This is a genomic window from Parabacteroides faecis (genome assembly GCF_014647375.1).
Taxonomy (GTDB): Bacteria; Bacteroidota; Bacteroidia; order Bacteroidales; family Tannerellaceae; genus Parabacteroides; species Parabacteroides faecis.
This window is the reverse complement of record NZ_BMPB01000017.1, coordinates 60,075-79,326: the sequence shown is the minus strand read 5'-3', so window position 1 is coordinate 79,326 and position 19,252 is coordinate 60,075. Positions and strand designations below refer to the sequence as shown.

Here is a 19,252-nt window from a genome sequence, read left to right as displayed (position 1 = left end):
TATATAAAATCCCTTTATGGAATAAATCGTCTCCAATATTCCTCTTTTATTTGTGGAGAAGGAACAAATAAAAAAGTCTCCGGATCTTCTTCAAATGTACAATAAATAGATTTATCTTTTTTTATCCCTAATTCCAAATAATCGGCAGGAGACTTACATATCAGTTCCGACGGTTGATAGGCTGGATTCTCCAACCATTGAATCTCATTCAATTCATCAAAAACCGGATACCAGGCTATTCCGTTATGTTTTCTTACCCCCTCATAAACGAAACCATATTCCCGATCGCACCAGGCACCAAAAGTAAGCGGTTTATCCGGATTGGCACTGATAGTCGCATGTGCCCAATAAGGAGGAACAATAACTACATCACCCGGATTGGCATAAACTGCAAAACAACGCCCCGGATTATCTTCTGCATATTCCTGCATATAAATAATTGCTTCACCGGACCATATCTCATACACCTCAGGAGTAGACCAGTTACTGAAAGAAGAAACTTTATGGATATGTCCCTGACTCCGGATAGGCTCTATCCCCAGCTTTCCGGTAGCATAGGTTACGACACCGTACAGCAAATGCATCGAATTCAATAGTTCTTTATGTTTTATTTTACCTACATCCATTGCAATAGAATAGACTATATCAGGCCCGGCACAGTCGGGGTCCATCAAACTTTTTGAAATGTCTTTCAACTTTCGTCTCTCTACCTGAGGGCCAAAAATACCCGGACCGTAGGAAAAGCCCATAGGCTCTTCGATCAAACCGATATCGAGTCCCGGATCAAATACATTAATAACCGGAGAAACACCCGGTTTATCTTCATGCAGATAAGATTTCATTCTTCCTTCTTTGATTGGTAAAACTATATTCCGCCGCCAGTACAGCTGCATTATCCCCCAGTTCCGATGCCACAATTTTCACATTCTCCGTAGGGCACCATGCCAGTCGTCCGACCCGTTCGCAGATATAAGGTAATATAACATCTTTGCTCTTCATTACGCCCCCTCCCAGCACAATCACCTGAGGATCATATGCATGTATATAAGTAACAATAGCAGCACTCCATACGTCCATACATTCGTTCCTTACGATCAAAGCATCGATGTCGCCGCTAGAGGCCAAATTAAAAATTTCTTCAAAATCATAGCTATCCGCTTTTTCCCGAAAAGCAGCGGATAGTTTTGGGTTTTCTTTTATAATAGAAGACAGGAAAAATGACGAAGAAAGTGCTTCCACACACCCCACATTTCCACAGCTACATTTACGTCCCTTATAGTCGATCACGAAATGACCGCCTAACGAACCTGCCTGATAATGTTCACCGTACAAAACACGACCATCCAAAACGACTCCGGTTCCTATTCCGGTTCCTATTGTCATCATTACCACATTGTCCAATCCTCGTGCCGCTCCACAAACCCATTCACCAACAGTTGCCATCCGGGTATCATTGTCCATATAAAAAGGAACCCCCCAGTTCAACTCACACCATAGCCGGAGATTCAATTCACAGGCGTCATTATATTTCTCATTGGTGGCAAGCACCTGGCAATGTTTCACATCGACAATCCCAGGAAAAGCCAGACTAATCCCCACCAGATCGGAAGTCCGGATTTTACTGTCATGTAACAAAGCATTAACCGCTTCTTTTATTTTAGGTAAATTACTTCGAAGCCCCTTTTCCGAATAAGCAGGCAGAATTATAAAATTCAAAACTTGACCGGACTGGATCAATCCGATCTTTATAAAGGTTCCTCCTAAATCTATTCCAACAGTATATTTAATCATATCCTTTAAACTAAAGTAGGTACTCCGTTTACATCTATCAAACGCTGTGCAAACCCGGCAGCAGAGATTGTTGCATAATCATGCCCGGCATCAGAAGGCCAACAAGCAGAAAACACTAACTTCTGATATCCTGTATTAGCCACCCGATGAGCTACTTTTCCGGGTATGTAATGCAAACTACCGGGGAATATCCGTTCAGCCCATACCTCTCTCTGTTCATTCATCAAAATCAGCATACCTTCACCTTCCACTCCCCAATAAAATTCTGCCCGATCGCTATTTGAGTGAAAATGGCCCTTTGTCATAAAAAATTCAGAGCCGACCTTCCCCGGATAAAGGGTAGTAATCCCCATAAACAGACCACCGGGTGTATTCTCTAAAACCGGGAGATAACTACTGACCTGATAAATGACCTGATCTTTATCCATTCCATCAAATGCCTGTCTGTCTCCAAATATCCCATCCAATTCACCCAGTACACGAGTCGATTTTATCACATCTTCCCCAGTAAGGCAATTGTTGGTAAAAAAGACTTCGGGTATAAAAATTCTATTTGTTCTCATAATCCTTATTTTTTACATTGATTTTTATCTTTATCTGATCCATTCATCAGCCGATAAATAAAATGCTTTGTCGGCCTGCCCCTCGGGAGTTTCCATATAGATACGTTTCTCTTCGCCTGGTAATAAATTGAAATAACCGTCAGAAACATATACTGGTAATAAAGACTTTCCGGATTCCTTCTCCCGAACATTCACTTTAATTCCCGTTGCTATCTGTTTCGAATTATTCCTGATATCTGCCTGAACCACGACTTTTCCTTCTTCCGTCTTACGAACAGTCTGTTTGATACGAAGCTGTGATTTTCCTCCTTTTTGCAAAACTGAAAAATCAGACGGCGAAACAGGGTTGATCCAATAGTCATTTTCAGAAAGCATCTTTCCTCTCCGGTCGAATAACTGAAGACGAACAAGGGATACATCTTTTATTTCCGGGGGGAACGCGACTTCCATACAATCGGTCAACTTGTTCGCTGCTAAGTTTACTAAACTATTTCTTTCATATAACTTCTTTCCTTTCAGATCATATATTCTGAAAAAAGCCTTTGTTCCCGGGAGTTCTTTAAGTGTGGTATTGATTACCTGCAATTTCCTGTTTACTGAATTCCACTGGATATGTACCGGTTCACATGCTTTCTTTGCCCCATAAAAAGAACCATGCGTTTCATAATCGAATGAATAAGTCTGCCAAATCACACTAGGCCATGCCGGATGACTCATCCACAGCAATAAGCCACTGGCATAATTCCACATTTTCTGATTCCAGGTCTCAAACATGTTACGATACAGGTTATAATTAATAAATTGAGCTCGTGAACAAAATTCATCTGCATCGCGGGACGGCTCTGCTCCTAACCGATCTATATCGCGGATATAATTCTTCCAATCAAAACTTTCATAATGCAAATCATGATAATACCAGACATCGCCAATAGGCCATAAATCTTCTGCCGGTATAAATTTGCGAAGAGTTTCCGCTGTCGGCACGGAGGGCGCTCCCAGTTCTGTACTGAAGCCATCGGCTTTCTTGGTCAGATATTCCAATTGATTATCGATATAATGCCAGGGGCCACTTGAACAAAGGTTTAAATCCCTTGAATTACCATGATAGTGGCGGGTCCCGTCCATCGTACTTATTATTCTCTGAAAACCATCTTCCAAGATTTCCGGGGCATATCCTTCATTTCGCGGACACCATACGGCAATGGACGGATGATTACGGAAACGAAGAACAATATCCTGTGCATTAGCTAGGAATAATTCATCATCGAGAGGTTCCAGGTTATAATCCTGGGTTGAGATGGAAAAGTCATTCCATACAAGCAAACCATATTCATCACAGAGAGTATAAAATAATTCTTCTGTAGATTCCCCTGTCCAGTTCCGTACCATTGTAAAATTCGCTTCTTTATGCAAACGGAAATAAGGTTCCAGGCGTTCACGAGTCACTCGTTTCATTCCATCATCCATACCCCAATTTCCACCCCGGCAAAAAATAGGTTTTCCATTGACACAAATAGTCAGAAAAGGATTTTCCGGTTGTGTTGTTTCTTCCCGGAGATATTTTATCGCACCATCTGTTAATGAAGGAATAATGACCTGGGGGAAGCTAGTATTTTCAACTGTCACACGTTTTTTATAGTCAAACAAAGGTTTTCCGGTTTCTTCTATATCCGTGGGGCTATATTGAAAACGAATATTCTTTTTTTCGGCAGACTGTGCCATTAACTCATAGGAAAACTCCCGAATGCCAAAACGGATTTCTTTTTTTTGTTGCACCTGATCATCCTGAGTCACAGTCATAGTCAATGTATATAAAGGCTGTGCACCGTAACCGTTCGGCCACCATAAAGCAGGATTATGGATACAGAGTTGTTCGAATTGTTCCGGCGTAAAACAAATTTCTTTCTGTTCAGACGGTTTCAATACGACTTTCTGAGAAAAGGTAATATGGTCAATTTTTCCATTCACTGAAACAGTTTTTACCTCCTCTGTCGTATTAACCAACCGTGTTTTTATTTTAATATCGGCATAAGTAGTATCAGGCAATGGCAAATCTGTTATGACCTGAGGGTCTTCCATCCAGACATCTCCCCCCCGCATCAGTTTCACATCCTGCCATATACCTATATTTCTATCCCGGATACCCGGTATCCAATCCCATCCTTCCGATGAAATAAAAGTAGGGCCATCCAGGCAAAGAGCACCTCCGTTTCCTCCGAACCATTCCTTAGTTTCTTCAAAGGGGATTCCCGGATTATCGGGAGGAAAAATATGAACAGCCAATGTGTTTATTCCCTGCCTGTTCAGTAAACTCCCCACTGAGAAAAGACCTCTCTTAAAAGCGCCGTTCATAGTCCCCAGCCGGTAGCCATTTAACCAGACTTCAGCTTTATAATTAATGCCATTCAACAAAAGCCGGCAGTTCGTTTCCTCCATCTCCTGCGGCGTTTCAAAAGATATCCGGTACCACCAATCCATACGGCAAAGCGTATCTGGTATAAGTAAATTATTCAAGCCATAATAAGGATCCGGATATACGGACTGTTCTACTAATGTCGTAAGAACCGTTCCCGGTACCACAGCATTATACCATTCGGAAGAATTGGTGCCGGTATCCCACAAAGACATACCTTTTCCTGCTAACTTGTATCCTTCAATCATTTCCCAGCCACCGGAAAACAGGTAATTACCTTCTTCATCTTTTTGTAATTGTCCGGGTATAGCCTGATAAGCTTTCCTTTCCAATATATTTTTCCCGGCTTTTGAACGAGGGAGCTCATTTGGCTGTTGCCTGACGCTTCTGCCAAAATTCAATTTACTTTGTCCTGTGACCAACTCTCCCATCATCAAGAAAAAGAGTAGGCTTAACCAATATACCTTTGTCATATCTTTATTCTACTTTTTCAACAATTTATCTTCCATCACCTCCTTAAAAAGAAGATATGCTTCAGGAGTTATGTGAATATGGTCCTGGGTAAAATATTTCATGACAGGACGATCCTTCTCATCGACAAATTTGTCCCAGACACTTACATAATCCATATAATCATACAATGCAGCATATTCCTCCATCAAATGATTGGCTCTTTTATATTTTTCAAAAGATTTTACCCGGGCCGGACAAGGTTTGATCGATACAAGTAAGATACGGCACTCCGGATAATGGTAATGAATGAGACGGCACATACAAATCACATCTTCCATAAACTGTTCCGGAGTTGTTTCCGTCTCATTCAAATCATTATCTCCCTCATAAATAACTATTTGCCGAGGGTTAAAAGGTTTGACAACTTCATCGAAATAATAGATCTGATCACACATCATGGAACCTCCAAATGCTCGATTCACCACTACAGAATTAGGGAAATATTTCTCTGTATCTCCCCATCTCGTGAACGTAGAGCTACCTATAAATAAAACACAACCTTGTTTGATTCCTTCTTTTTCGTTTTTATCTCTTAACTCCTGAATCTTTTCCTCCCATTGCTGCGCCCGTTCATATTGCGCCGAAACACAAATGCAATGACAGAGTAAAACACAAAGCAGAACTATCTTTTTCATGCCAACTAACCTTTCTTTACTGCACATTCAACACCTCACAAATACCGGAGATATGCCGGGAATCGATGAGCGTTACTCATTCTTATTCCCGACATGCTCCTTTCTCCCTATTTTTTGACTTTAAAACACCAGAACCAGGCTTCCCAACCATTAGACAATACATGAGCCAATACCATTTTGTCTTCTGTCAACTTCAGGATATCGAATTCATGAATAGTCTTTCCACCTTCATTCGGAGAAACGCCTTTCAAAATTGTTCCATTCACAATAGTCAACGTACCGATAGACCAAGGCGTCCCGTCTGCCATTACTTTTTGCTTGGTCATATCAAAATTAAAACTACCACTTTCCACGACTTTTCCAGTCTGGCTTATTTTTGTGAAATTCGCCGCACCGTTCAAATCGAAATGCATGACACCGTCTTTCCCTACTTCCGGATCTTGCTGGTCCATATCTCCAGCTTTGATCGTTGCCCAGGCCGGAGCTGTATTACCAGGATAACCGCCATTGCCCCAAACAACATCATCCGGGCTGGTATAATCCCACATCCATGATTTACCTTCTTTGTCCGTACCGGCAAAAATCGCCCATTCATCTTCTATCGGATAAAGAATATTGTCGATAGTCACTTTACGTACTGTCGAAACTGTTCCACCAGCACAAATTCCCGTAAAAACAATCTCTTTTTCTCCTAAAAAGGGGACCAGAACCGTATCCTGCTGACGAACAGAAATGCCTGAACCATAATTCCAATGTGATCCGACCATCGGAGTTTTATTTATCATTACAATCTTATTTCCACCTTCCGTCAGCGGATAAACATCCAAATTCAATTCGCTCTCTGCGACAATACTACCTTGTTTATGCTCCTCTTCTATTGGATTACAAGACAATTGAAATATTGCCAGTAATGAAAAAAGAGCGATCATTATCTTTTTCATATAATTCCATTTAACTGTTTGATTAATACAATGCATCGTTACCCCAGCCCGGAGTTTGTTCAAGCACCCCTGCCGATAAATCTATCTGCGTTTTAGGAATAGGCATAAAACCACCTGTTTCCTGAATACGTTGTGTCAAATTACCCATACTCATTACATCATCCACACCGTTGTTCTTCACCTTTACCCCATTCTGCTTTTCCAGGGATTCACCAGCGATTCCCCAACGCAGCAAGTCGTAATAACGGGAGCCTTCAAAGGCTAATTCCCAACGGCGTTCATTCTGCAATGCTTTATCAGTATAGCCCGTCAAAGGAGTCAAACCTGCACGTTCGCGCACTCTGTTCAGATAGCTGACATCTTTCTTTAATTCAGCCATCATCAACAAAACATCTGCAAAACGGATAATCACCTGGTCCTGGGTATTATCGATCTGGAAGTCAGGAGTACGTCCGTATAATATACAGCTGTAATTGACACATGCCGTTGTCCCGTCCGACTTAGCCTGGTGTGCATTTATTGCGATATATTTTTTCTGCCAGTAACCGGTTTCCTGAATCTGCATACTGGCTCCCCATGTATAGCTTTTTATATTTTCATCCGGGTTATTTACATCCAGAATAGATGCAGCGCGTCTGAAATCATTCGGTTCACTTATTTCCCAATCACTTACCAGATTTGTACTGACCGGTCCGGCTCCCCATCCCTGCCCGAAAGGAAATATATTCTCGTAATTCGGTTGTTCCCGAATAGAGAAATAAAGTACCGGCTGATTCCCATAATAGATACTGGTCGAATGATTCCCCATTGAAGAATATTTAATAGAAAAGATTGTTTCATTATTCTGGTCGTCCCCCACCCAGCTCAAGTTGTTATCGGTAGCAAACTTATAATCAGGAGCTGTTGCCGAGTTTGCATAAGGCCACAAATTACCAAAATTGGAAACCAAACCATGACCACTATTATTGATACAGTCATCCAACCAACTGATCACTTCCTGCTTCGATACAGAACCACCATCCAGTAAAGGAAGTGTCTCCTGTTTATAGTATCCTGTATAAAATAAATAAACACGTGCCATTAACGATTCGGCAGCCCATTTTGTAGCGTGCCCCAGCTGACTGTCTTTTACCTCATATTTCTTATCCGGCAAAGTCTGAATTGCATATTTCAGATCTTCGGCCATTTGTGCATATAAATCTTTTGCTTCAGCCCGTGGATTATTCACAGCCTCTGTTGTTAAGATCAAAGGAACTGTTCCAAACATACGGCATAACTCAAAATAAAAGTAAGCGCGCAAAAATCTGGCTTCCGCCGCGATCTGCTCCTTTAGTTCCGGTTTTTCCCATGTTTTTACAACATCAAGAGTTTCCAGTAACATATTGGAACGGAAAATTCCCTGATACATCTTTTTCCAGAAATCCGGAAACATGTCATCATTTATCTTTTTCAGTTGATCCATCGCAGCCCAACTTCTGTCTACCGCAGCTCCACCTCCCAAGCGATCATCCGAAAGTAACTCAGACACCAGGAAAGTACACTGGTTGACATTAACTGACGGTAATATAGAATAGACTCCGGTCAACGCATCCAATGCATCCTGCGAAGTTTCAGGGAAACTCGACGTATCTTTTTTCACCAAGTTTTCTGAGTCCAGAAAACTGTCGCAACCTGTCAAAAGGAATACGAGTAATGAAAGAAATGCTATTTTTTTCATATTTTCAAATCGATTAGAATTTTAAATTAACACCTACCATATATGTTCTCGGACTCGGATAGAAACCTACATCGATTCCGGAAACCCAACTTTTGTCTGCACCATATCCAATTTCCGGGTCCATGCCTGAATATTTGGTGAAAGTTGCCAGGTTTTGAGCAGTTACATACAATCTGGCCTGCCCTAACGGCATGCGGGGGAATAATTTTTTAAAATCATATCCCAAGGTCACATTCTGGATACGGAAATAATCCCCGTCTTCAATAAATATATCCGAAATATACAACCAGTTTGCGTTTGTTCCCGATGCTACACGAGGCAGACGGTTGGATGTTCCCTCACCATGCCAACGATCCAGAATATCAATGGTATAATTCTCTTTCGGTTGGTCAGTAAACGACCGGTACGACTTGGCGATCTGATTTCCAAATACGGCATTGGTCGTTATTCCCAGATCAAATCCTTTATACCCTAAATTTAAAGTCAATCCCATAGTCACATCGGGATGAGGATTTCCGATCATACATTTATCCTTGTCATCAATTACTCCGTCATTATTCGTATCGGCAAAGATCAAGTCACCGGGAGCGGTACCGGATAATTTGGCTCCGGAATATTCCGCTATCTGTTTTTCACTCTGGAAAACTCCTAAAGTTTTATATCCATAAAAATAACCGATAGGATAGCCTTCCTGTGCCCGATACATTTCAGTAGTACCTTCACTCAAAATGTTAGGACTTCCGTGAATAATTCCTTCTGAATTAGCAATACGGGTTACTTCATTTTTATTATGCGACAAATTCAGGTTTACTCCATAAGTAAAATCTCCGGCATGATCATTCCAGTTCAAAGCAAGTTCCACCCCCTTATTCCGGACATCTCCGCCATTGATATAAGGAGCGCTCGTACCGTAAGAATCCAAAACCGGTGCCTGTACCAGCCAATCTTTAGTAGTCTTTATATAATAATCGAATGAGAATCCCAAGCGACCACCCAGGAAACGGGCATCCAAACCTAAATCCAATTGTTCGGAAGTTTCCCAGGTTACATTTTTATTCGGTAAAATATCCGGATAAGCACCGGAAGAAATAGTTTGTTTATCCGGTCCGAAGAAATAGTTGGACTTCAGGAAAGATATCGTAGCCAAATACTGGAACGGATCGATATCCTGATTACCATTCTGCCCCCAACTGGCACGGATTTTAAGGAAATCCAGATAATTTCTCGTCGATTCCATAAAGGCTTCATTACTCATCACCCAACCGGCAGATACAGAAGGGAAATATCCCCAACGGTGTCCTTTTGCAAAATTGGATGAACCATCTGCACGCATGACCAATGTCAGCAAATAAGTTTCTTTATAATCATAATTTATACGACCGAAAAAAGAAGCGATCCCTCTTTTCTGTAAAATCTTATTTTTCATATAGGGAGAACCTCCTACAGTCGTTTTATCGGCATAGATGACTGTTGTATTATCCAAATATGCATGATCGAAATCATCGAATATTGAATTAACATTGCTGGCTGATAAATTATCTCCCAAGCCACTTCTCTCCATGGACTGGCCGATCAATGCACTGAAACTATGATCATTATTTATCTTGAAATCATAGCTTATCGTATTTTCCCAAAGCCAGCCGGAATTGATAAACATACGCTGAGTTACTTCATTCTCTTTATTATACACATTTGAAGCCAATTCATAAACAGGTTCAAAACTACGATAAGAATTAGCCTCCATCGTCAAACCGAAACTACTCTTGATCTTCAAATTTTTGATGGGCTGTAAGGTCACATAAGCATTGGCTTTAATATTATGTTTCTTCGTCAAATTCTGACCATGTGCATATTCCATCAGGGCAATCGGGTTTTCGCCGGTAGGATCCCAATTCAATGCATAATGATAATCTCCGTTTTCATCATACATCGGAAGAAACGGATTTGCCTTCAAAGCCCCGTTTATATCGTTCTGATACTGGTTACCGATAGAGATTCCCGATTTCTCACTATAAGAATATGTCAGATTCTCTCCAAACTTAATAATATCCAGATCCTGATTTTTCAATAAAGTATGTTCAGTATTCAAACGGAATGTATAACGATCGTACTTAGGTTGTACGGGTTTTCCTAAAATACCTTCCTGCGAAGTGTATGATATACCGATAGAATAGACAGACTGTTCACTTCCTCCTGTTATATTCAATGCATGATTTTGAATCGGTGCATTTTTATTCCTCATAGCATCCAACCAGTTTGTCCCTTTATTTGTCCCATTGGCATAACTTTCCCAGTTCGGTACCATCGAACTAAAATCATAAGCGGGCAAACCATCCATTAAACGACCTTCATTCTGTATCATCGCATATTCCTGAGCATTCAATGTCGAAGCCATTTTATATACATTCTGCACACCAAAATACCCATCATAAGAAATCGATGCTTTTCCGGCACGTCCTTGTTTAGTTGTCACCAATACTACTCCATTTGCAGCGCGCGAACCGTAAATCGCAGCAGATGCAGCATCTTTCAATACATCGATAGATTCGATGTCTGCAGGATTCAGATTATTAATATCCGCACCGGTTACCCCATCAATAATATACAAGGGGCCGGAAGAACCTGTTGTTCCCAAACCACGTATCGTCACGTTGAAACCCTCACCAGGCATACCTGACGATTGCGTTATATTCACCCCGGGTGTCTGACTTTGCAAAGCCCCCAAGGCACTTACCGTATTCAATTTTTGAATATCATCGCCTTTAACCTGTACAGTTGCGCCCGTTACCAGTTTCTTCTTCTGAATACCATAGCCGATTACTACTACTTCCTCCAGAGCTTGTGAATCTTCTTTTAAAACAACATGATACATAGCAACATCAGGCTTGACTGTTACCAATTGTTCCTGATAGCCGATATACGAGATTTGTAAAATACTGCCGTCCGGTACCGTCAGAGTGAATCTTCCGTCCAAATCTGTGACCGAACCATTTGTCGTCCCCTTCTGAACCACATTTACACCGATCAGAGGTTCATTTCCGACCTCTGATACCACGATTCCGGAAATGTTTTTTCCCGTTTGAGCTTCTGCCAGCAGATTTCCTAAAAGCAGGAAAACGGAAATGAAAACCAGATAAAAATTTCTATTTTTCTTTCCCATAAAAGAATTGATTTAATTGATTAATCACTATTTTTTTTAATGTAACTTCCCTGGCGGGAACGAAAAAGCTCCTGCCTATATATATTTTAACATAAGAATTTTGATTACTGAAACCTAAAGCCGCCTCAATAACTTCGCTGCAACTTCATTGTCCATGATAATAGATTCATCCAGTATAGCCGATTTGATTATTGTTGTCAAATGCTGATGCCATTTTACATCACGCCACATGCCGACAAACTGAGGTCCACAAAAATTACTGGTTGCTATCCCTGCCCACATGCCTGTCTGAGCAGCAGTAACCGTACCCAGTGCACAAAGTTCCTTCACCCAATCCCAATTCAGTAAAGGCCAGTCTTTGTAATCCACAATCCCCCAACATTCTGTTGTAATAAGGGGACGGCCCGTTCTCTTTGCTATTATTCCAGTTAGCTCTATTTTATCCGTCAATAACTTTTGCCAGTAGGAAGGTTTTTCCTTATAAAGCTTTTCTGCTACTTTGACTACTTTTTTATACGCTTCAGGAGAATATTGTCCATCTTTATAATCAACGAGTTTATAGAACTCGCTATTATTCTGATGTACCATCCATATATGATGCTCATACAAATCCAAAAAAGAAGTGTCTATTTCTTCATATTTTAAAACATCTCCGTTATCGAAAGAGAAAAGGAAAGGCATATCCGGATATTCTTTCCTCATCCGGGTCAAGGCATGTTTCATCCATTGGAGAGACTCTTCTTTATGCCATTGTCCCCACACAACATGCGGATACCGGGAAGAGAAAAAAGGTGCCCACAAATTACCCGGCCATTCATTACACAAATCCACATATAATACCGTATCCAACAATCCGTCTGTCTCTATGGTCCTGAGAGTCGAGATCCAGCAATCAGCCATTTTATCAGCGGTCGTTATTTTCATCCGGGTGTCATCTACATCCTGACGATACCAGGATGAAAGTCCGACTTTAATATCACGCTCCTTACATTTTTCAAGAAACTTATTCAAGTTGGGCTGAACCTGAACTTCGTTCAGATCCGGACTACCCCAAACCTGTTGATTCCAAACTTCGTTCAACATCCATTTTTTGGTCGGATCTTCTGCTATCAAATGTGGGTAAGCATCGATACGTATAGCATTATAACCCCGTTCCAGCAATTCATCCAATACTTTATCCCAATCTTCGTAACCGGCACCGGGCCAGCGGCGTTCCAACCAGGAAAAGTCCCACATGGTAATGGCACGAGGCGATACTTTATTTTTACTTATTTCAGAGACTCCTGCTATTCTGTCATAAGAAGAAGCTCTTAATGTTTCAAAAGAAGCAAGACCACCTAAAGTAGCCATAGTAGTATGTTTTATAAAATTCCTTCTGTCCATATTCATTACTAAAAAACGGGATAATTTGTATTTTTCACTCAAAACTGTTCATTCAAAAAACTGTTGCATCCATAGGCTTTCTTATTAGAATTATAACTGTTAACTACATTTCGATATATCTATATTGCAAAGATATAATCAGTTAGCTCTATTTCTTTTCTTGATTCTTGCGTATAATTCTGGTATTTTACCATAATTTCTGCATCAGATAACTTTTTGGTTCTTCACTCCGAATTTTTTCTGATATTCAGATGGCGACATTTGAGTGGAACGTTTAAACTGTTCTATAAAGTTCGACAGATTATTAAAACCGGATTCCATACTTAATGTGGAGATTTTCATACGTCCCTCTATCAAAAGCTTTTTAGCATGACCTATACGTATGTCATTCAAATACTGGACAAACGTCTTCTTGGTCCGTCCTCTGAAATAACGGCAAAAGGCATTAGGTGTCAAACCGACCAAAGATGCGACCTCTTCCAGTTTGATGGGTTTCGTAAAGTTCTTCATCATATACTGGTAAACTTTATCAAATCTTTCAAAATCCGATGAATTGACAGATTCTGTAAACCCCACACTGGCAAGTAATTCATATTCGTCCGTTGTAGCCATCATTTCCAGCAATGAGATGAAATTAATGATACGGGTAGCCCCTGTATCACTCACCGATCGTTGAATAAAAGAACCTATGGCATCCCTAGACTTACCCATAAATTTTATTCCCCGCCTGGAACGCTCTATCAACTGACGTATATTTTGCATTTCCGGCAAGCGGATCAGGTTTTCTTCAAAAATATCTTTCAGGAAAAAGAGACACAAGCAGGATGCTTTCAATCCTGCCCCCTGTTTGAAGAATTCATCGTCATTCCTCCATTCATGCGGCAGTTTAGGACCGACCATACAAACATCACCTTCCTGGTATCTGTCAATATGATCTCCTACAAAACGTGTACCGGTACCTTCCAGTATATACATAATTTCTATTTCCGGATGATAGTGCCACGGAACAATGAAATGCGGCAGATCCTCTTTATAGAAGTTTATGTAACTATTACTTGTAAATGGTAATTCCTGATAAAGTGGTATCATAATATTAAATTATTAAAGAAAAAGGTTGTCAAATAGTATACTCATGTCACTTGCACAAATATACGATCAAGCATATTTTGTTATTTCTACGATATTCACATAAAATCATGGTATTTTACCATTCGTGCAAAAAACGGCTATCAATGTTTAGCTATCAGCTACTATTTATCTCCTCCTTTTCCGTTAGAATACTAAAGAATGATCCAAAGAAAAATAAAAAAAGGATATGAACCAAAAGAATCCTTTCGGTTAACATATCCTTTTTTCTGTCTCTATATGCTGTTACTGATTCAATACATGTATCGTATGACAAGCTACCAACGCGGCAGTTTCCGTCCGCAAACGGCTCTCTCCTAATGAGATCGGTTCAAATCCTTGCTGTAAAGCCAATTCTATCTCTTCAGGACTGAAATCACCTTCCGGCCCAATCAGAACCAAAGCATTCTCTCCCGGATGATAAAGTTGTTTCAGCAATTTTTTCTCAGCTTCTTCACAATGGGCAATAAATTTACGACCTTCAAACGGTTGTTTTACAAAGGTCTTAAAATCAATCATACCGGTCAATTCCGGTAAGGTCGCTTTTTGTGACTGCTTCATCGCACTGACCAATATTTTCTCCAAACGGGCCGGTTTAATTTCGCGCCGTTCCGAGAAACGACAGTTCAGGCAAGTTATCGCATCAATACCTATCTCGGTAGCCTTTTCCGTAAACCATTCCATCCGGTCCATATTTTTTGTAGGTGCGACGGCAATATGAAGATGAAAATTCCACAAAGCAGGTTGTTCCCAACTTTCCAGAATAGAAACTTCACAATGTTTATGGTGGGCACGACTGATGGCCGCTTTATAAAAAAAGCCTTTACCGTCTGTCAACAGAATCTCGTCTCCTTCACTCAAACGAAGCACACGAATACAATGACCGGCTTCTTCTTCCGGTAATTCAGGATTCACCGCTATATCCGGCGTATAAAATATCTGCATCTCAAATTATCAATTTTCAACTTTCAATGATCAATTACCCGAGTATCATGCCAATAATCGTAGCGGAAAGAACTGATACCAAAGCTCCGGCAATCATGGCAGGAAAGCCGAAACGAGTAATCATCTCCTTTTTTTCCGGAGCCAGCACTCCCATTCCACCTAATAAAATCCCGATAGACGAGATATTGGCAAAACCACATAATATATAAGTAGACATCAAAATCGATTTCTGGTACATAAACATACCGGCATCTTTCCATTCCTGCAACTGAAAATAAGCGACAAATTCATTCAGGATAGTCTTCTGCCCCAGCAAAGAGCCTACCAACATAATATCCGGTGACGGAATACCGATCAACCACATGAACGGCGCAAGAATTATTCCCAGAATAAACTGGAACGTCAATCCATGAGCCTTCCCGTCAGTCACCGAGACAATCCATTCATTCAATCCGGTATAGCGCCCCAACAAACCTTCCAACAAGTAATTGGCTAATGCGACCAACGCAATGAAGACCAGCAACATGGCTGCTATATTAACCATCAACCGAATCCCTGTTGACGTTCCGGAAGCCAACGCATCCAATGCCGTCGGATGAGAACTACCCTTTTCCAGACTCGCAGCCTGATCAACTACAACTTCTGTCTGAGGACAAAGCATCTTCGCCAAAACGATCGATCCGGGGGCAGCCATCAACGATGCTGAGATGAGATGCTTGGCAAACAAAACCCGTGCAACCGGATCTCCTCCCGAAAGCATTCCTATATAAGTAGCCATTACTGTTCCGGCAATCGTTCCCATTCCCGATACCATAACCAGAAATATTTCAGACCGATTCATTGCCGGCAAATAATTCTTTATAAGTACGGGAGATTCAGTCATTCCCATAAATATATTACCGGAAGTCACCAGTCCTTCCGCTCCGGAAATGTTCATAAACTTCCGCAATACCCAGGAAAAAGCTCCTACTACACGCTGAATAATACCCCAATGATAAAAGAGTGATACCAACGCAGAAAAGAATATAACAACCGGTAATGAATGGATCAGGAAAATAAAGCCATTACTTTTAGTGGCATACGGTCCCAATAAAAAACCTACACCTGCCTGCGTAAAATCCATCAGTTTGATAAAAGCTCTTCCTATCCATTCCAAAGCGGTTCCCACAAAAGGAATATAAAGAACTGCCAAAGCAAATATGATCTGCATGACCAGACCTCCTCCGATCAACTTCCAATCGATCCGTTTCCGATCCTGACTCAAAGCGTAAGCCACAGCCAGAACCGTTACAATCCCTAATATTCCACGTAAAAGGGATTCAAAGCTGATCCCGCTCTGTTGATCTATCATTTGGCGTTCCCCTCTTCTTCTTCACGTCGACGTATCTCATCTTTATACATCTTGGCGTATTCGTAATTCTCATCGGCAATCGCTTCTTCCAGCCGTTCACTCAATTCTTCTTCATCCAAAAGAGAAAGCCATTTCTTTAACTCCGCCTCATCTTCTATATCTTCAGGCTCTTTATCCAGCAAAGAATATTCATCATCGTCCTTATCTTCCAACAATGTAGCTTCCTCCAAAACCACACCGCATTCAGAAACAATTTGTTCTGTTGTATAGATATCACATTTCACACGAAGAGCGATCGCTATCGCATCCGATGTGCGGGAGTCAAGACGTATCTGGGTAATACCATCGTCAAACAATAGTTCCGAATAAAAAACCCCGTCTTCGAATTTATAAATGAAAACCTCCTGCAACTGAATAGCAAAAGCCTGTGCAAAGGTCACAAATAAATCGTGCGTAAGAGGTCTGGGAGGCGTAATATGTTCCAACGCAATAGCAATAGACTGCGCCTCTGAGGTCCCTACTATAATAGGTATACGACGGGCTCCGTTTTCTTCCGCCAGTATCAAAGCATAAGCTCCAGACTGGATCTGACTATTCGTTAGCCCCTGAACCCGTAATTTTATTTTTGCATCCACACCACATAAATTTTATAGTCACTATACAAAAGTAATATTATTTCGGAATTAAAAGGGAGAAAGGCTGAAAATGATTCAGTAAGGTATATAAAAAAGAAAAGGTTGTCTCCCGACAACCAATCTTCATTGCTAACCTTAAATCTAATACCATGAAAAACACAGTGCAAATATATGCAATTTTATGTTATCCAACATACTTTTTCGACATAAAAGAAGATTGTTTTAGCAATATTTCAGTAAAGACTCCACCCGTTTAAGAGACGATAACATAATATACGTACTACTTTGTATAATTGTCTGCTTTCTCTTTCATTCGCTGAACCCGTTTCTCCGTTTCCGGATGGCTGGAAAAGAGCTGACGAAACTTGGACGACTTAGGTGCATCTGCACTCAACTCCAACAATTTAGCCAATGAATCATGCATGCTGTGAGGATCATATCCATTAGCTACACTAAACTCAAAACCGTAATCATCCGCTTCATTTTCCTGCTTCTGCGAATACTGTGCACCAGCCAAAGCCGTAGCCAGGTCGCCTAACTGAGAATCAGACAACTTAGCAACAACATCGCTAGTTGCCCCTGCCGCATTTTTGGCTGCCGAAGTCAGATAAGCGTTCTTCATAGCATCTTTAGAATCGGAATGAAGTACGTGACCGATCTCATGCCCGATAACAGCCATCACTTCATTGTCATCCATTATCTTCATCAATCCGCCACAAACACGTACACTTCCGTCACCACAGGCAAAAGCGTTGACGTCGACTACATTATACACTTTGAAATTCAGATCCAAGCCATCCACTTTTATATCTTTGGTCAGACGTTCCAGACGTGCTCCCATTTCCGTATCAGGTCCGGCCACTTCATTATGCGTATCCATCCACTCGATATATTCGCGACTCATATTGGCAATATCGGTATCACTAAGTGTGATCGCTTTTGCCACATCGGTCGCGGCACCGACAACTTTCTTAGTATTAATGGTTTTTCCTCCAATTTTGAACTGGGCAGATGCAGTCAGACTAATCCCTGCCAAAAAGGCTAATGATAATAACGTTGTTCTCATACTTCAATTTGTTTATTTACATACTTAGTTTGTTTGCATTTGTAAAAATTCCATCAACTGGTTAAGTGTGACATCTTTCAATATAACTTTTTTGTTTTTATCCAGCAGATAAAGCGTAGGAATCGCTTTCAAATCATATATTTCATCATTTTTAAGGCTCACTGTGTTATCGTAAGAATTTATCCATTCTACCGGAACATCCGGTATGTGCTTTCGCCATGCTTCCAGATCTTCGTCCGGATAAACAGCCAGGATCTTCAGTTTTTTGTTTGTCTGCAAACCCGAGATCAGCGGTGAAGACAACAACTGTCCTGTAATTTCTTTACAAGCGTGACAATCCGGATTATAAAAGAATAATAACAAGTAGTCTGCCTTTACATTATATAATGTACCCGTCTTTCCGTCGGCAAGCGTATAAGTAAAATCCGTAGCAGGTTCTCCTACTCTGTTTTTCAATGCCAGTTCCAATAAATGGGCCGGACGTATCTTATTCACTTCATCAAAAACCGGAGCAGCCAGAATCGATTCCAAAACCGGTATATATAACGACTCATCACGCATCGGAGAATTAGGATCATACAAGTACTTCTCATATAAACCGGCCATATGAGCAAAGAAAATACTATCGGCAGTCGCCTTATGCATCATTCCTTTGATAGACGAAGATGCTACTTCCGGAGATACATATTTCATCAGATCGATATAGTTTGTAAGTGCCTGTTCCGTTATATCCGGTAGATGGATATAAGCCGTATCGGTAAAATCAAATTTATCCCAATAATGCTGTACCAGATATTTCGCCCGTTCACCCGGATCGGTGATCATACTTGGGACAGCTACCATTTCAAAGCTTTTCGATGTTGTATCCTTTTTTCCTGTTTTTACAGTTTGCTGACCATGACATGAGCTAAAAATCAACGCAAATACCAGCAGACAAAGTATTCTGACTATCATATCTTTATGTTTTTGTACTGCAAATATAACAGTTACGCGCCATAAATATTCACGAGGGCG

Annotated in this window: 15 protein-coding genes; all 15 read right to left on the bottom strand. The window is 40.8% G+C overall.

What is annotated here, in order from left to right; genetic code table 11:
* Positions 1-14: 14 nt before the first annotated feature.
* Positions 15-842, bottom strand: coding sequence for a glucose-6-phosphate isomerase family protein (locus IEY67_RS22365; RefSeq protein ID WP_122352072.1), 828 nt, complete (start codon positions 840-842; stop codon positions 15-17).
* Positions 823-1,791 carry an ROK family protein gene (locus IEY67_RS22360; RefSeq protein WP_183672428.1) on the bottom strand — a complete coding sequence of 323 codons (969 nt, stop codon included), beginning with the start codon at positions 1,789-1,791 and terminating at the stop codon, positions 823-825. Before IEY67_RS22360 ends, IEY67_RS22365 begins: the two co-directional genes overlap by 20 nt.
* A gap of 5 nt (positions 1,792-1,796) precedes the next feature.
* Positions 1,797-2,354 carry a glucose-6-phosphate isomerase family protein gene (locus IEY67_RS22355; RefSeq protein ID WP_122375286.1) on the bottom strand — a complete coding sequence of 186 codons (558 nt, stop codon included), beginning with the start codon at positions 2,352-2,354 and terminating at the stop codon, positions 1,797-1,799.
* A 30-nt stretch (positions 2,355-2,384) separates the two neighbouring features.
* Positions 2,385-5,240 carry a glycoside hydrolase family 2 protein gene (locus tag IEY67_RS22350; protein WP_183672427.1) on the bottom strand — a complete coding sequence of 952 codons (2,856 nt, stop codon included), beginning with the start codon at positions 5,238-5,240 and terminating at the stop codon, positions 2,385-2,387.
* Between the two features lie 9 nt (positions 5,241-5,249).
* A complete protein-coding gene (locus IEY67_RS22345; protein ID WP_158607088.1) occupies positions 5,250-5,915 on the bottom strand; it encodes a GDSL-type esterase/lipase family protein in 666 nt (221 codons plus the stop codon).
* A gap of 107 nt (positions 5,916-6,022) precedes the next feature.
* The gene (locus tag IEY67_RS22340) at positions 6,023-6,856 is read right to left on the bottom strand and encodes a hypothetical protein (RefSeq protein WP_183672426.1); all 834 of its coding nucleotides are present in this window, start codon (positions 6,854-6,856) and stop codon (positions 6,023-6,025) included.
* A 22-nt stretch (positions 6,857-6,878) separates the two neighbouring features.
* Positions 6,879-8,573 (bottom strand): RagB/SusD family nutrient uptake outer membrane protein, encoded by a 1,695-nt coding sequence (locus tag IEY67_RS22335; protein WP_122375283.1) that lies wholly within the window; start codon positions 8,571-8,573, stop codon positions 6,879-6,881.
* Positions 8,574-8,586: 13 nt separating this feature from the next.
* Positions 8,587-11,733, bottom strand: coding sequence for a SusC/RagA family TonB-linked outer membrane protein (locus IEY67_RS22330; RefSeq protein ID WP_183672425.1), 3,147 nt, complete (start codon positions 11,731-11,733; stop codon positions 8,587-8,589).
* A gap of 114 nt (positions 11,734-11,847) precedes the next feature.
* Positions 11,848-13,083, bottom strand: coding sequence for a cellulase-like family protein (locus IEY67_RS22325; protein ID WP_229801171.1), 1,236 nt, complete (start codon positions 13,081-13,083; stop codon positions 11,848-11,850).
* 237 nt (positions 13,084-13,320) lie between these two features.
* Positions 13,321-14,205, bottom strand: a complete 885-nt coding sequence (locus tag IEY67_RS22320; protein WP_122352065.1) for an AraC family transcriptional regulator — start codon at positions 14,203-14,205, stop codon at positions 13,321-13,323.
* A gap of 282 nt (positions 14,206-14,487) precedes the next feature.
* Positions 14,488-15,186 (bottom strand): 16S rRNA (uracil(1498)-N(3))-methyltransferase, encoded by a 699-nt coding sequence (locus IEY67_RS22315; protein ID WP_183672423.1) that lies wholly within the window; start codon positions 15,184-15,186, stop codon positions 14,488-14,490.
* A 34-nt stretch (positions 15,187-15,220) separates the two neighbouring features.
* Positions 15,221-16,537, bottom strand: coding sequence for a NupC/NupG family nucleoside CNT transporter (locus IEY67_RS22310; RefSeq protein ID WP_122375280.1), 1,317 nt, complete (start codon positions 16,535-16,537; stop codon positions 15,221-15,223).
* On the bottom strand, positions 16,534-17,172 hold the full coding sequence (locus IEY67_RS22305) for a bifunctional nuclease family protein (protein WP_183672422.1): 639 nt from the start codon (positions 17,170-17,172) through the stop codon (positions 16,534-16,536). The genes IEY67_RS22310 and IEY67_RS22305 overlap by 4 nt, the downstream gene beginning before the upstream one ends.
* Positions 17,173-17,452: 280 nt before the next feature.
* Entirely contained in the window at positions 17,453-18,238 is a 786-nt protein-coding gene (locus IEY67_RS22300; protein ID WP_183672421.1) for a M48 family metallopeptidase, read from the bottom strand.
* A 24-nt stretch (positions 18,239-18,262) separates the two neighbouring features.
* Entirely contained in the window at positions 18,263-19,192 is a 930-nt protein-coding gene (locus IEY67_RS22295) for a DUF5106 domain-containing protein (RefSeq protein WP_183672420.1), read from the bottom strand.
* Between the last annotated feature and the right edge of the window lie 60 nt (positions 19,193-19,252).